The 12,920-nt window shown below is 60.1% G+C and carries 14 protein-coding genes; 5 read left to right on the top strand and 9 right to left on the bottom strand.

Annotated features, from left to right (window positions below):
• Positions 1-28: 28 nt before the first annotated feature.
• Positions 29-283: a glutaredoxin 3 gene (grxC, locus tag AC1D19_RS16335; protein ID WP_008047737.1), complete on the bottom strand. Its 255-nt coding sequence runs from the start codon at positions 281-283 to the stop codon at positions 29-31.
• Between the two features lies 1 nt (position 284).
• Positions 285-698 (bottom strand): rhodanese-like domain-containing protein, encoded by a 414-nt coding sequence (locus AC1D19_RS16330; RefSeq protein ID WP_007989216.1) that lies wholly within the window; start codon positions 696-698, stop codon positions 285-287.
• A 152-nt stretch (positions 699-850) separates the two neighbouring features.
• On the opposite strand from AC1D19_RS16330, the gene gpmI reads away from it, so the two are divergent.
• From gpmI to AC1D19_RS16310, 4 genes are all read left to right on the top strand, one after another.
• Positions 851-2,380 (top strand): 2,3-bisphosphoglycerate-independent phosphoglycerate mutase, encoded by a 1,530-nt coding sequence (gene gpmI, locus AC1D19_RS16325; protein WP_477763798.1) that lies wholly within the window; start codon positions 851-853, stop codon positions 2,378-2,380.
• 241 nt (positions 2,381-2,621) lie between these two features.
• Complete coding sequence (locus AC1D19_RS16320; RefSeq protein WP_477752641.1) at positions 2,622-3,917, top strand: murein hydrolase activator EnvC family protein; 1,296 nt, start codon at positions 2,622-2,624, stop codon at positions 3,915-3,917.
• A gap of 298 nt (positions 3,918-4,215) precedes the next feature.
• Positions 4,216-5,535 (top strand): S41 family peptidase, encoded by a 1,320-nt coding sequence (locus AC1D19_RS16315; protein ID WP_477752642.1) that lies wholly within the window; start codon positions 4,216-4,218, stop codon positions 5,533-5,535.
• Between the two features lies 1 nt (position 5,536).
• Complete coding sequence (locus AC1D19_RS16310) at positions 5,537-6,313, top strand: divergent polysaccharide deacetylase family protein (protein WP_477763797.1); 777 nt, start codon at positions 5,537-5,539, stop codon at positions 6,311-6,313.
• A gap of 117 nt (positions 6,314-6,430) precedes the next feature.
• On the opposite strand, the gene AC1D19_RS16305 is transcribed toward AC1D19_RS16310, so the two are convergent.
• The 7 genes from AC1D19_RS16305 to AC1D19_RS16275 form a co-directional block, all read right to left on the bottom strand.
• Positions 6,431-7,186 (bottom strand): substrate-binding periplasmic protein, encoded by a 756-nt coding sequence (locus AC1D19_RS16305; RefSeq protein ID WP_477763796.1) that lies wholly within the window; start codon positions 7,184-7,186, stop codon positions 6,431-6,433.
• A 72-nt stretch (positions 7,187-7,258) separates the two neighbouring features.
• Positions 7,259-8,029 carry an imidazole glycerol phosphate synthase subunit HisF gene (gene hisF / locus AC1D19_RS16300; RefSeq protein ID WP_110659523.1) on the bottom strand — a complete coding sequence of 257 codons (771 nt, stop codon included), beginning with the start codon at positions 8,027-8,029 and terminating at the stop codon, positions 7,259-7,261.
• A 10-nt stretch (positions 8,030-8,039) separates the two neighbouring features.
• Positions 8,040-8,777: a 1-(5-phosphoribosyl)-5-[(5-phosphoribosylamino)methylideneamino]imidazole-4-carboxamide isomerase gene (gene hisA / locus AC1D19_RS16295; RefSeq protein WP_020795736.1), complete on the bottom strand. Its 738-nt coding sequence runs from the start codon at positions 8,775-8,777 to the stop codon at positions 8,040-8,042.
• A gap of 42 nt (positions 8,778-8,819) precedes the next feature.
• Positions 8,820-9,077 carry a DUF2164 domain-containing protein gene (locus AC1D19_RS16290; protein ID WP_093227621.1) on the bottom strand — a complete coding sequence of 86 codons (258 nt, stop codon included), beginning with the start codon at positions 9,075-9,077 and terminating at the stop codon, positions 8,820-8,822.
• Positions 9,078-9,716, bottom strand: a complete 639-nt coding sequence (hisH, locus tag AC1D19_RS16285; protein WP_057712412.1) for an imidazole glycerol phosphate synthase subunit HisH — start codon at positions 9,714-9,716, stop codon at positions 9,078-9,080.
• Positions 9,716-10,309 carry an imidazoleglycerol-phosphate dehydratase HisB gene (gene hisB, locus AC1D19_RS16280; RefSeq protein WP_003218037.1) on the bottom strand — a complete coding sequence of 198 codons (594 nt, stop codon included), beginning with the start codon at positions 10,307-10,309 and terminating at the stop codon, positions 9,716-9,718. Before hisB ends, hisH begins: the two co-directional genes overlap by 1 nt.
• 248 nt (positions 10,310-10,557) lie before the next feature.
• A complete protein-coding gene (locus AC1D19_RS16275; protein WP_477752645.1) occupies positions 10,558-12,222 on the bottom strand; it encodes an OFA family MFS transporter in 1,665 nt (554 codons plus the stop codon).
• 232 nt (positions 12,223-12,454) lie between these two features.
• On the opposite strand from AC1D19_RS16275, the gene panM reads away from it, so the two are divergent.
• Positions 12,455-12,859, top strand: a complete 405-nt coding sequence (panM, locus tag AC1D19_RS16270) for an aspartate 1-decarboxylase autocleavage activator PanM (protein WP_008002903.1) — start codon at positions 12,455-12,457, stop codon at positions 12,857-12,859.
• Positions 12,860-12,920 lie beyond the last annotated feature (61 nt).

The following is a 12,920-nucleotide window of genomic DNA, read 5'->3' as shown; positions in this document are numbered from 1 at the left end:
TTAGGTTTGCTTGTTTGGGGTATTACCGTCAGGCCCTGAGCAGCGCATCGAGCTTGCCGGCACGCTCCAGGGCGAACAAATCATCACAACCGCCCACGTGGGTGCTGCCGATCCAGATTTGCGGCACGGACGTACGCCCGGCCTTCTGGGCCATCGCAGCGCGCACCTGCGGCTTGCCATCGACCTTGATCTCTTCGAAGGCCACACCTTTGTTCTCGAGCAGGTACTTGGCTCGCGAGCAGTAAGGGCAGTAATCGCTGGAATAGACGACGACGCTACTCATATCACTTCACCAGCGGCAGATTGTCGGCTTTCCAGCTGGAGATACCGCCGGACAGCTTGGCGGCGGTGAAGCCGGATTTCATCAGTTCGCGGGCGTGGGTGCCGGCGGTCTGGCCCATGGCGTCGACCAGGATGATGGTCTTGGCCTTGTGCTTTTCCAGTTCGCCAACGCGGGCGGCCAGTTTGTCCTGGGGAATGTTCACCGCACCGACAATGTGACCGGCGGCGAAATCCTTGCTCGGACGAATATCGACCACAACGCCGGCGTCCTTGTTGACCAGGCCGGTCAGTTCGCCGGTGCTCAGGCTACGGCCGCCGCCCTGCATTTGATAGGCAATCAGCAACGCCAGCAATACGACAAAGATACCGACGAGAATGTAGTGGTTAGTGGCGAATTCAATCAGGTGAGCAACCATCGAAGGAGGTTCCAGGGCGTTAAAATGTCGGCCAGTATACACAGCCACTATGGTGGGCCAAACCCCGTCCGGCGGTGACGTGGCCGGAACTTCGCTTTAAACTGCCACTCCCTTTTCCATTACCCCTTTTACCTCAGCCACGAGTGGATTCCATGACTACCACGCCTAAACCTTTGGTCCTGATCATTCTCGACGGCTTCGGTCACAGTGAGAGCCCTGAATCCAACGCCATCTTCGCCGCGAAGAAGCCCGTACTGGACCGCCTGTGGGCCACCGTGCCGAACGGCCTGATCTCGGGCAGCGGCATGGACGTCGGCCTGCCGGATGGCCAGATGGGCAACTCCGAAGTCGGCCACATGAACCTCGGCGCCGGTCGCGTGGTGTATCAGGACTTCACGCGCGTCACCAAATCGATCCGCGACGGCGAGTTCTTCGAGAATCCGACCATCTGCGCGGCCGTGGACAAAGCCGTCGCCGCCGGCAAAGCCGTGCACTTCATGGGCCTGCTGTCCGATGGCGGCGTGCATAGCCACCAGGATCACCTGATCGCCATGGCCGAACTGGCCTTCAAGCGCGGTGCGCAAAACATCTACCTGCACGCCTTCCTCGACGGCCGAGATACTCCGCCAAAAAGCGCGCAGTCGTCGATCGAACTGCTCGACGCGACTTTCCAGGCCCTGGGCAAAGGCCGGATCGCCAGCCTGATTGGCCGCTACTACGCCATGGACCGCGACAACCGTTGGGACCGCGTGTCCCAGGCCTACAACCTGATTGTCGATGGCCAGGGCGAATTCAACGCCGCCACCGCTCAGGAAGGCCTGCAAGCAGCCTACGAGCGTGGCGAGAGCGACGAATTCGTCAAAGCCACCTCCATCGGCGAGCCGGTGAAAGTCGAAGACGGCGATGCCGTGGTGTTCATGAACTTCCGCGCCGACCGCGCCCGCGAACTGACCCGCGTGTTCGTCGAAGACAACTTCTGTGAGTTCGAGCGTGCCCGCCAGCCGAAACTGGCCGGTTTCGTCATGCTGACCCAATACGCCGCCAGTATTCCTGCGCCGTCGGCTTTTGCTGCCGGCAGCCTGGAAAACGTGCTGGGCGACTACCTGGCGAAAAACGGCAAGACCCAGCTGCGCATCGCCGAAACCGAAAAATATGCCCACGTGACCTTCTTTTTCTCCGGCGGCCGCGAAGAACCGTTCCCGGGCGAAGAACGCATCCTGATTCCGTCGCCGAAAGTCGCCACCTATGACTTGCAACCGGAAATGAGCGCACCGGAAGTCACCGACCGCATCGTCGACGCCATCGAAAACCAGCGTTACGACGTGATCGTGGTCAACTACGCCAACGGCGACATGGTCGGCCACAGCGGCGTGTTCGAAGCTGCGGTCAAAGCCGTTGAATGCCTGGACCTGTGCGTGGGTCGCATCGTCGACGCCCTTGAAAAGGTCGGTGGCGAAGCGCTGATCACGGCTGACCACGGTAACGTCGAGCAAATGTCCGATGAGACCACTGGCCAGGCGCACACTGCGCACACCACCGAGCCGGTGCCATTCATCTATGTCGGCAAGCGCGACCTGAAGGTCCGCGAAGGCGGTGTGCTGGCGGACGTGGCGCCGACCATGCTGAAGTTGCTGGGCCTTGAGCAACCGGTGGAAATGACCGGGACTTCGATTCTGGTGTAATCCGACCGCTCAAACACCCCAATACCCTGTGGGAGCGAGCCTGCTCGCGATAGCAATCTGACAGCCAACCAACCCGTTGAATGTCAGGACGCCATCGCGAGCAGGCTCGCTCCCACAGTGGTTTTGGGGTGTTTTCAGAGGTAACTTCGATCCAGTCATCACACAGTCAGAAATGGGCATTTTTTTTGCCGCCCATGGCGGGCATACTAGGCCGTCCCTTTCCCTGGTGCCGCCCGCCCCTATGCTTCGCGTCCTGATAGCCCTAGCTCTGACTTGCCTGCTCCAACCGGCCTTTGCTGACGAGCGCGCAGACACCCAACAACAGTTGGACGCCACGCGTCAGGACATTGCCGAGTTGAAGAAACTGCTGGGCAAGCTGCAGGAAGAGAAGTCCGGTGTGCAGAAAGAGCTCAAGGGCACCGAAACCGAAATGGGCAAGCTCGAGAAGCAGGTCGAAGCCCTGCAAAAAGAGCTGAAGAAAAGCGAAGCCGAGCTACAGCGCCTCGATGCAGAGAAAAAAAAACTCCAGAGCGCGCGCATTGAACAGCAACGACTGATCGCCATTCAGGCCCGGGCCGCCTATCAGAACGGTCGCCAGGAATACCTCAAGCTGCTGCTCAACCAGCAGAATCCGGAAAGATTCGCCCGCACCCTTACCTATTACGACTACCTGAGCCAGGCTCGCCTGGAGCAGCTGAAGAATTTCAACGAAACCCTGCGCCAACTGTCCAATGTCGAGAAAGATATCACCATGCAGCAGGCGCAATTGCTGGTGCAGCAAAGTAGCCTCGACACCCGGCGTGGCGAACTCGAGAAAGTTCGCCAGGAGCGCCAGCAAGTCCTGGCCAAACTCAATGACGACGTAAAGGCTCGCGATCAGAAACTGGCGGCTCGCGAGCAGGATCAGGCAGACCTGTCTAAAGTCCTTAAAACCATTGAAGAAACTCTTGCCCGCCAGGCCCGTGAGGCAGAAGAAGCGCGGCAAAAAGCGCTGATTGCCCAGCAGGAAGCCGAAAAAAAGCGTTTACGTGAGGCCCAGGCGCAGGCGGATGCCAGCGACGACGCCCCACGCAAACCGGTCAGATCGACACCAGGCGCACTGGTTTCCAGTTCCGGCGAGACCTTTGGCGGCCCGTTTGCATCAACCCGCGGCAAACTTCCCTGGCCTGTCGATGGTCGACTGCTGGCGCGTTTCGGTGAAAGCCGTGGCGACGATGCCCGGACCAAGTGGGACGGCGTGATGATCGGCGCGTCTGCCGGCAGCGCGGTACATGCCGTGCACGGTGGTCGCGTGGTGTTCGCCGACTGGTTGCGTGGCGCCGGGTTGCTGGTGATTCTCGACCACGGCAATGGTTATTTGAGTCTGTACGGTCACAACCAGACGCTGCTCAAGTCTGCGGGTGACGTTGTAAAAGCCGGTGAGCCTATTTCCACTGTCGGTAACAGTGGCGGGCAGGACACACCAGCGCTGTATTTCGCAATTCGTCAGCTGGGTCACCCGAGTGACCCAGCGCAATGGTGCCACGCGCAAGGATAGGCGTTGAGTTACCGTAGGTCGTGGTGACGTTTAATAGCGGTTCGCGCCGCTCCCCGGAAGGCGCAAGACTAGGCATGAGGAGTGAGGTTTGGTTGCTTCAAATGAACGACGAATAACGACGTATTGCGCCTTCCGGGGAACGGCCCTCCGGGTTGGAGCTGTGAGCGCGCGCTGCTGCGTTGTGAGACTTGGCAAGGAAACAACCCTTACCTGCGTCTCACGCCTTGCATCGCACGCTCACAGCTCCAACGCGATCCGCTATTAAACGTCACCACGACCTATTAGGAGTTCGTTCGACATGCTGCATTTGTCCCGCCTTACCTCGCTGGCCCTGACGATCGCCCTGGTGATCGGCGCGCCTCTGGCGTTTGCCGCTCAACCAGCCCCGGCGGTTGCGCCTGCGGGCACTGCTGCGACCACCAAGGCGCCACTGCCGCTGGATGAATTGCGCACCTTTGCCGAGGTGATGGACCGGATCAAAGCCGCTTATGTCGAACCGGTGGACGACAAGACCCTGCTGGAAAACGCCATCAAGGGCATGCTCAGCAATCTCGATCCGCATTCGGCCTACCTCGGCCCTGAAGATTTCGCCGAGTTGCAGGAAAGCACCAGCGGGGAATTCGGTGGCCTGGGTATCGAAGTCGGCGCCGAAGACGGCTTCATCAAGGTGGTTTCGCCCATCGATGACACCCCGGCCTCCAAGGCCGGCATCCAGGCCGGTGACTTCATCGTCAAGATCAACGGTCAGCCAACCCGTGGCCAGAGCATGACCGAAGCCGTGGACAAGATGCGCGGCAAGATCGGCCAGAAAATCACCCTGACCCTGGTACGCGACGGCGGCACACCGTTCGACGTGACCCTGACCCGCGCCGTCATTCAGGTGAAGAGCGTGAAGAGCCAGTTGCTGGAATCGGGCTACGGCTATATCCGCATCACCCAGTTCCAGGTCAAGACCGGCGAAGAGGTTTCCAAGGCCCTGGCCAAGCTGCGCAAGGACAACGGCAAGAAACTCAAGGGCATCATTCTCGACCTGCGCAACAACCCGGGCGGGGTGTTGCAGGCGGCGGTCGAAGTGGTCGACCACTTCATCACCAAGGGCCTGATCGTTTACACCAAGGGCCGTATTGCCAACTCCGAGCTGCGCTTCTCTGCCACCGGCAAGGACGAAAGCGAAGCCGTGCCAATGGTCGTGCTGATCAACGGCGGCAGCGCTTCGGCTTCGGAAATTGTCGCCGGCGCCCTGCAGGACCAGAAACGCGCCGTGCTGATGGGCACCACCAGTTTCGGCAAGGGCTCGGTACAGACGGTTCTGCCGCTCAACAACGAGCGCGCATTGAAGATCACCACGGCGTTGTATTACACACCGAACGGCCGCTCCATCCAGGCCCAGGGCATCGTCCCGGACATCGAAGTGCGCAAGGCCAAGATCACCAGCGAGCAAGACGGCGACTACTTCAAGGAAGCCGACTTGCAGGGCCACCTGGGCAATGGCAACGGCGGCGCCGACAAACCGACCGGTTCCAGCGGCAAAGGCAAGCCGATGCCGCAGGACGACGACTATCAGTTGGCCCAGGCCCTGAGCCTGCTCAAAGGGCTGAGCATCACATCCGGCCGTTGAGATGCTTCTGCGGTTGCTGATCGGGCTGTTGTGTTGTCTGGCGGGTGTTGCTAACGCAGAACCCGCCGGATCGACACCCCACAAAGCCTACCTGAGTCTGATCATCGATGACCTGGGGCAGAACCTGCCCCGGGATCGCCGCGTGCTGGCCCTGCCCGGCCCGGTGACCACGGCAATCATGCCCGACACACCCCACGCCACCGAATTCGCCCGCGAAGCCCATCGCGCCGGCAAGATCGTCATTCTGCACATGCCTATGGATCCGGCCACCGGACCGTTCGCCTGGCATCCCGAGCTGCCCGTCGAGGAGCTGGAAAAACGCCTGAACGCCGCGTTCAAAATGGTCCCGTACACCAGCGGCATCAACAACCACATGGGCAGCCGCATGACCGCACAACCAGCGGCCATGGCGTGGTTGATGGCCGATTTGCAACGCCGGCATAAATTCTTCGTCGACAGCCGCACCAGCGCCCAGACCGTGGCCGCTGCCCAAGCGCAGAAGATCGGTCTGGCGAGTGTTTCGCGGGATGTGTTTCTGGACGATGAGCGCACTGAAGCAGTGATCTTCACTCAGCTACAGACGGCTATCAGCCTGGCACGCAAGCAAGGTTCGGCGGTGATGATCGGGCATCCGTATCCGCAGACCCTGGCGGTGCTGGAACGCGAATTACCCAAGCTCAAGGCTCAGGGGATCGAGTGGATTGATATCCGGCAGATGATCAGTGTGCGCGGCAATCGGGCGACGGCGGCGCATGGCAAGGATGGGGTGTACCGCTAAGTCTGTAACTGACCAAATCACTGTAGGAGCCGGCTTGCCGGCGAAGCGGTCTTGAATACTGCATTGCCTTTGCGGCCGCCATCGCTGGCAAGCCAGCTCCTACAGGGGGGTGTGCAGTTAGAGATACTGCGCCATGATCTCATCCACCCGACCTTCCTTGCGCATCTGGTCCAGCGCCGCCTGGAGCTTGGCCACCGTCTCGTCCGGCACATTCTTGTTCAGTGCCAGGTACAGTTCGGCACTGTTGAAACGCAGTACGGTTTTCAACCCGTTAACCCCTTCCTGGCGCGCCAGATAGCGTCCGGCCGGGTCACCGGTGGCCCACAGGTCAATCTGGCCGTTGACCAGTTTTTTCGCGTTGTCCTGATCACGCAGCACAACGATCGGGTTGAGGCCTTGCTTGGCCAGGGTCTCGGCAATGGCGTCGCCCTTGTAGGCGCCGATCTTGTACTTGCGCGCGTCATTCAAGGTTTCGAGGGTGATCTTGCTGTCAGCCTTGGCCAGCATGATCCAGTCGTCCGGGCCAATCGGACCGACCCATTTGAACAGCTTCTCGCGATCCGGTAACCGCGCCATGACGAATACGCCGTAACCGGGTTTTTCCAGGGTGAGTTTGTAGATTCGCTCCCAAGGGAAACGTAGCGTCAGGCTGTAGGTAATGTCGGCGCGCTTGAAGATCTCGCGGACGATATCGGTGGCGATGCCATTGATGTTCTCGTCCTGAGCGAAGTTCTTGCCGTTCTTCGCCATGTTGTATGGCGGGAAGTTTTCCGTCAGCAACACCAGGTCGGTATCGGAATGGTCTGCAGCATGTGCCCCGTTAATGAGCAACAGAGAAGCGCTGGCGAGAACGAGTAGAAAGCGTTTAAGCATGTCTGGCTACCGAAATCCATGGCGTACCCAAGAGTGCCTTGGGCCCGCCATGATGTCCACTAGCCTGTATGTTTAGCGCATCACTATTCCGCGATGGGCCATATAGGCCTTGGCTTCCTGCACGGTGTATTCGCCGAAGTGGAAAATACTTGCCGCCAGTACCGCACTGGCGTGGCCTTCGATAATGCCGTCGGCCAGGTGCTGCAGGTTGCCTACACCGCCGGAGGCAATCACCGGAATGCCCAGCGCATCGCTGATGGCGCGGGTGACGCCCAGGTCGAAGCCGTTTTTCATGCCGTCCTGGTCCATGCTGGTCAGAAGGATCTCACCGGCACCCAGGCCTTCCATTTTCTTCGCCCACTCAACGGCGTCGAGACCGGTTGGCTTGCGACCGCCATGGGTGAAGATTTCCCAGCGCGGAGTTTCGCCCGGAGCGGAAACCTTCTTCGCATCGATGGCTACCACTATGCATTGCGAACCGAAATGCTGTGCGGCTTCGCCAACGAATTCCGGGTTGAATACCGCGGCGGTGTTGATCGAAACCTTGTCTGCGCCAGCATTGAGCAGGTTGCGGATGTCCTGCACGGTACGCACGCCACCGCCCACGGTCAGTGGGATGAACACCTGGCTGGCCATGCGTTCGACGGTGTGCAGCGTGGTGTCGCGGCCGTCGACGCTGGCGGTGATGTCGAGAAAGGTAATCTCGTCGGCGCCCTGCTCGTCGTAGCGACGAGCAATTTCCACCGGGTCACCGGCGTCGCGGATGTTTTCGAACTTCACACCCTTGACCACCCGGCCGTTGTCCACGTCCAGGCAAGGGATGATGCGTTTGGCCAGGGCCATGGTCGTTTCCTCAGCCTTTGTACGAATCGCAGAAAGCTTGCGCTTCAGCGACATCGAGGGTGCCTTCGTAGATCGCACGGCCGGTAATGGCGCCGATGATGCCTGGCGCTTTGGCGTCGAGCAGGGTCTTGATGTCACCCAGGTTGTGGATGCCGCCCGAAGCGATCACCGGGATCTTTGTTGCGGCAGCCAGTGCGGCGGTAAACGGTACGTTGCAGCCCTGCATCATGCCGTCTTTGGCAATGTCGGTATAAACGATGGCGGACACGCCGTCGGCTTCGAACTGCTTGGCCAGGTCGATCACCTGGATGGTGCTGATTTCAGCCCAACCGTCGGTAGCAACGAAACCGTCCTTGGCGTCCAGGCCGACGATCACCTTGCCCGGGAACGCGCGGCAGGCTTCTGCAACGAAGGCCGGATCTTTCACGGCCTTGGTGCCGATGATCACGTAGCTCACGCCGGCTTTCACGTAGTGCTCGATGGTTTCCAGGGAACGGATACCGCCGCCAATCTGGATCGGCAGGTTCGGGTAGCGCCTGGCAATGGCCGTCACCACTTCGCCGTTGACCGGCTGGCCTTCGAACGCGCCGTTCAGGTCGACCAGATGCAGACGGCGGCAACCGCCCTCCACCCACTTGGCAGCCATGCTCACCGGGTCATCGGAGAACACCGTGGAATCTTCCATGCGGCCCTGGCGCAGACGAACACAGGCACCGTCTTTAAGATCGATAGCGGGAATAATCAGCATCTGGCAAACCTTCAAATTTGAATGTTCAGCTTGGCTCGGAAATCAGTTTTTCTCGAGCGCCCACAGGTCGCTTTCGATGCTTTCGAACCTCTCTTTGAGGTGCGCCTGCACATCGAAAATCGCCCTGTTGTAATAATGCGGAGCAATTTCACGGGTAAACAGCTCAAGAATCTCAGCCGCCTCGAACGAGCCGAGGTCGAGTTCGAAGCGGTCTTCCATGAAACGCTTGATTTTGCGATTGGCCTCGCTCTCCTGCTCGGGAGTGAGGGTTAGAATCGGCGGCTTTTTCTTGATTGCCATTTACCAGCGACCGTCCCACGCAGCGAAGTTCTGCAGCAACTGCAGGCCATGGGTATGGCTTTTCTCCGGGTGGAACTGCACGGCGAAACGCGAACCTTCGGCCAGCGCTGCGGCGAAATCGACACCGTAGTGACCGCCTCCCACCACCTGCCGCGCGTTGGCGGCAGCGATGTAGTAGCTATGCACGAAGTAGAACCGCGCCAGGTCCGGAATGTCGTGCCACAGCGGGTGACTGACCTTCTGCTTCACTTCGTTCCAGCCCATGTGCGGGACTTTCAGGTGTTCGCCGTCTTCATGCAGGTCTTTGCCGAAGAACTTCACCGCCCCCGGAAACAGGCCGATGCAGTCGACGCCGTCGTTCTCTTCGCTGGTGTCGAGCAAGGCTTGCATGCCCACGCAGATGCCGAGGAACGGACGGTCCTGGCTGACTTCACGTACCAGCGAATCGAAGCCGAGGCGACGGATCTCCGCCATGCAGTCGCGAATCGCGCCAACGCCGGGGAAAACCACCCGGTCGGCTTCGCGAATCACGTTCGCATCGCTGGTGATCAGCACCTTGCCGGCACCGACGTGCTCGAGGGCCTTGGCCACCGAGTGCAGGTTGCCCATGCCGTAATCGATAACCGCGACTGTCTGCATTACAGGACGCCCTTGGTCGATGGCATTTGCCCGGCCATGCGGTCATCGAGCTCGACGGCCATGCGCAGGGCGCGGCCGAAAGCCTTGAACACGGTTTCGATCTGGTGGTGGGTGTTGGTGCCACGCAGGTTGTCGATGTGCAGGCTGACCAAAGCATGGTTGACGAAGCCCTGGAAGAATTCCTGGAACAGGTCAACGTCGAAGCCACCGACGGTGGCGCGGGTGTACGGAACATGCATCTGCAGGCCTGGACGGCCGGAGAAGTCGATCACCACGCGCGACAGCGCTTCATCGAGCGGCACGTAGGCGTGGCCGTAGCGACGGATGCCTTTTTTGTCGCCGATGGCTTTGGCAAACGCCTGGCCGAGGGTGATACCGACGTCTTCCACCGTATGGTGGTCATCGATATGCAGGTCGCCCTTGCTGACAATATCCAGGTCGATCAGCCCGTGACGGGCGATCTGGTCCAGCATGTGCTCAAGAAAAGGAACACCGATATCGAATCGGGCCTTTCCGGTGCCATCGAGGTTGATCGAGGCTTTGATCTGGGTTTCCAGAGTGTCGCGCTCGACAGACGCCTTACGTTCGGCCATCACCAGCTCCGCAAAATCATTGGGCGAAAAAGGCAGCCATTATAGGCGTGCGGGCGCCAAACAGAAACACGCGAGGTGATATCCCTGACGGAGTGAACGCCGCGTCGTCAGGATGTACATGTCCGCACAAGCAAAAGATCGCAGCCTTCGGCAGCTCCTACGGTCGGTGTAGGAGCTGCCGAAGGCTGCGATCTTTTCGCATTGAAACAAAATGTGCCTGACACAACCCCTGTCAGGCACAGAAGCTCTTAATGGAACAGCACTGCCGTCTTCTGCAAGGTCACCCAAACACCCCACGCCAACGGAATGCCCACCACCAGCCACGCCGCAACCGCCAGCGGCTTGGTGCCCGGCGCGGCTTTCCACTCCAGCACGGTGCTGCTGTCGGCACCTTTGTCATGGCCCAGCGCCTGTTCGGCGGCCAGTTCGGCGTCGGTCATGAAGTACTTGTCCGCCACCGGACGCACCAGCAGGTTGCACAGGAAACCCAGCACCAGCAGGCCGGCGAGGATGTACAGGGTGATGTCGTAAGCGGCGGCGCGCTCGACGCCGATGCTCAGCTGATACTCACGCAGGTAGTTCACCAGCACCGGACCCAACACGCCCGCCGCCGCCCATGCGGTCAACAGGCGACCGTGGATCGCACCGACCATTTGCGTACCGAACAGGTCCGCCAGATACGCCGGAACCGTCGCGAAACCACCGCCATACATCGACAGGATGATGCAGAACGCGGCCACGAACAGCGCGACGTTGCCCAGGTGGCCGAGGTTCGGAATCAGTGCGTACAGGGCAAAACCCAGGGCAAAGAACACGAAGTAGGTGTTTTTGCGGCCCAGGTAATCCGAGAACGAAGCCCAGAAGAAACGCCCGCCGATGTTGAACAGACTCAGCAAACCGGTGAAACCGGCAGCAATGGCGGCAATCGAAGCCAGTTGTGAAGCATCGAGTTGACCGAATGCCAGGTCATTGCCCAGCAACTTGCCACCGAACACTTCCTGCAACAGCGGCGATGCCATGCCGAGGATGCCGATACCGGCCGATACGTTCAGGCACAGCACCAACCACACCAGACGGAACTGCGGCGTCTTCCAGGCCACATTCACGTGAACATGACGATGAGTGATCATTGCGTTCGAGGCTTTTTTCGCCGGGGCAGTCCAGCCTTCAGGCTTCCAGCCGGTTGGTGGGACGCGGTAGGACAATGCGCCACCGATCATGAACACGAAGTAGATCGCGGCCATCACCAGGAAGCTCTGCCACACGCCGACGCTGGTTGGCGAAGCGAAATGCCCCATCAACGCCGCTGCCAGTGGAGCACCGACCATTGCGCCGCCGCCGAAGCCCATGATCGCCATGCCGGTCGCCATGCCGCGCTTGTCCGGGAACCATTTGATCAGGGTCGACACCGGCGAAATGTAGCCCAGGCCCAGGCCGATACCGCCAATGACCCCGGAGCCGATCCACATCAGCCAGATCTGGTGGGTGTATACCCCCAGCGCCGAAATCAGCAGGCCGCCACACCAGCACAGTGCCGATACGACACCGGCCTTGCGCGGTCCGGCGTGTTCCAGCCAGCCACCCCAGATGGCGGCCGAGCATCCCAGGAAGATGAAGAACAGGGTGTAGATCCAGCCGAGCATCGAGATCGGCCAGTCACACTGGGACGAAAAGACTTGTGCGATAAAACTCATGTCGGGTGCGCAGGCCACTGGAGCGGTGATGCCCAGCGCCTTGGACAGCGGCAACCAGAACACCGAAAAGCCGTAGGCCATGCCGATGCAAAGGTGGATGGCCAACGCGGCCGGTGGCACCAGCCAACGGTTGAAACCGGGCTTGGCGATGATCCGTTCCTTGGACAGGAACGCAGGCTGGTCGGCGCTGAAGCCGTCCGCCGTGATGCTCGTGGTCATTGTGTATCCCCCAATTATCAGTAGGGTTCGCCAGCCACGGTTCACTCCCGGCCTTGATGCACGCAGGCATGACCGTTTTTTTTGGTGGAGCACCTTGTTGTGCGACAACAGGTCGCAGAAGGACGGACGAACGGGCAAAGGTTACCATCTGCAAGTGACAGAAAATCCAAACTGACATCACCTTTTGTACGTCATCTGATCTCCATCGTTTCATGACCTCACAGGAATCACCATGCCGATCATTGTCGAGCCGCTAAACCAAGCCACTGCCCAGGATCGGCAGGATCTGCAGAAGATCTACTGCGACGCCCCGGACTGGCTGTTCGCCCCTTTTTCAGGGGCCGCGCAGTTGATCGAAGACTGTTTGCGCGACGGCACACTGATCGCCGGACGCTTCAACGATCGCCTGCTGGGCGCGGCCCGCCTGCAAAGGCACCAAGACGCCTGGCACTTGTCCCAAATATGTGTGCGAAAAATTACCCGTCGCCGTGGTGTTGCCGAGCGACTGGTCGCCGAAGCCCAGAAAATGGCCGCGCAATCGGGCATGACCCTGCGCTTGCTCGCGCCTGCCGGGCATCTGGAGGCACAGGCACTGGCCGCCAAGCTGAAACTGCCGCTGGATGTATTGCCGGCGTGATCACTGACCGGTCGTCTGTTCGGGGGCGCTATACTCCTCGGCTAAATTTTGAATTCGACTA

The organism is Pseudomonas sp. P1_C12, from assembly GCF_056406435.1.
Note: the sequence above shows the minus strand (reverse complement) of the source record. Positions and strands in the feature narration are given on the sequence as shown.

Bases quoted from the DNA above. Each gene is read 5' to 3' on its own strand.
- hisA (WP_020795736.1), bottom strand. From the start codon at position 8,777: ATGCTGATTATTCCCGCTATCGATCTTAAAGACGGTGCCTGTGTTCGT.
- hisB (WP_003218037.1), bottom strand. From the start codon at position 10,309: ATGGCCGAACGTAAGGCGTCTGTCGAGCGCGACACTCTGGAAACCCAG.
- AC1D19_RS16330 (WP_007989216.1), bottom strand. From the start codon at position 698: ATGGTTGCTCACCTGATTGAATTCGCCACTAACCACTACATTCTCGTC.
- AC1D19_RS16310 (WP_477763797.1), top strand. From the start codon at position 5,537: ATGCTTCTGCGGTTGCTGATCGGGCTGTTGTGTTGTCTGGCGGGTGTT.
- hisH (WP_057712412.1), bottom strand. From the start codon at position 9,716: ATGCAGACAGTCGCGGTTATCGATTACGGCATGGGCAACCTGCACTCG.
- AC1D19_RS16275 (WP_477752645.1), bottom strand. From the start codon at position 12,222: ATGACCACGAGCATCACGGCGGACGGCTTCAGCGCCGACCAGCCTGCG.
- hisF (WP_110659523.1), bottom strand. From the start codon at position 8,029: ATGGCCCTGGCCAAACGCATCATCCCTTGCCTGGACGTGGACAACGGC.
- grxC (WP_008047737.1), bottom strand. From the start codon at position 283: ATGAGTAGCGTCGTCGTCTATTCCAGCGATTACTGCCCTTACTGCTCG.
- AC1D19_RS16320 (WP_477752641.1), top strand. From the start codon at position 2,622: ATGCTTCGCGTCCTGATAGCCCTAGCTCTGACTTGCCTGCTCCAACCG.
- AC1D19_RS16290 (WP_093227621.1), bottom strand. From the start codon at position 9,077: ATGGCAATCAAGAAAAAGCCGCCGATTCTAACCCTCACTCCCGAGCAG.
- AC1D19_RS16315 (WP_477752642.1), top strand. From the start codon at position 4,216: ATGCTGCATTTGTCCCGCCTTACCTCGCTGGCCCTGACGATCGCCCTG.
- gpmI (WP_477763798.1), top strand. From the start codon at position 851: ATGACTACCACGCCTAAACCTTTGGTCCTGATCATTCTCGACGGCTTC.
- AC1D19_RS16305 (WP_477763796.1), bottom strand. From the start codon at position 7,186: ATGCTTAAACGCTTTCTACTCGTTCTCGCCAGCGCTTCTCTGTTGCTC.
- panM (WP_008002903.1), top strand. From the start codon at position 12,455: ATGCCGATCATTGTCGAGCCGCTAAACCAAGCCACTGCCCAGGATCGG.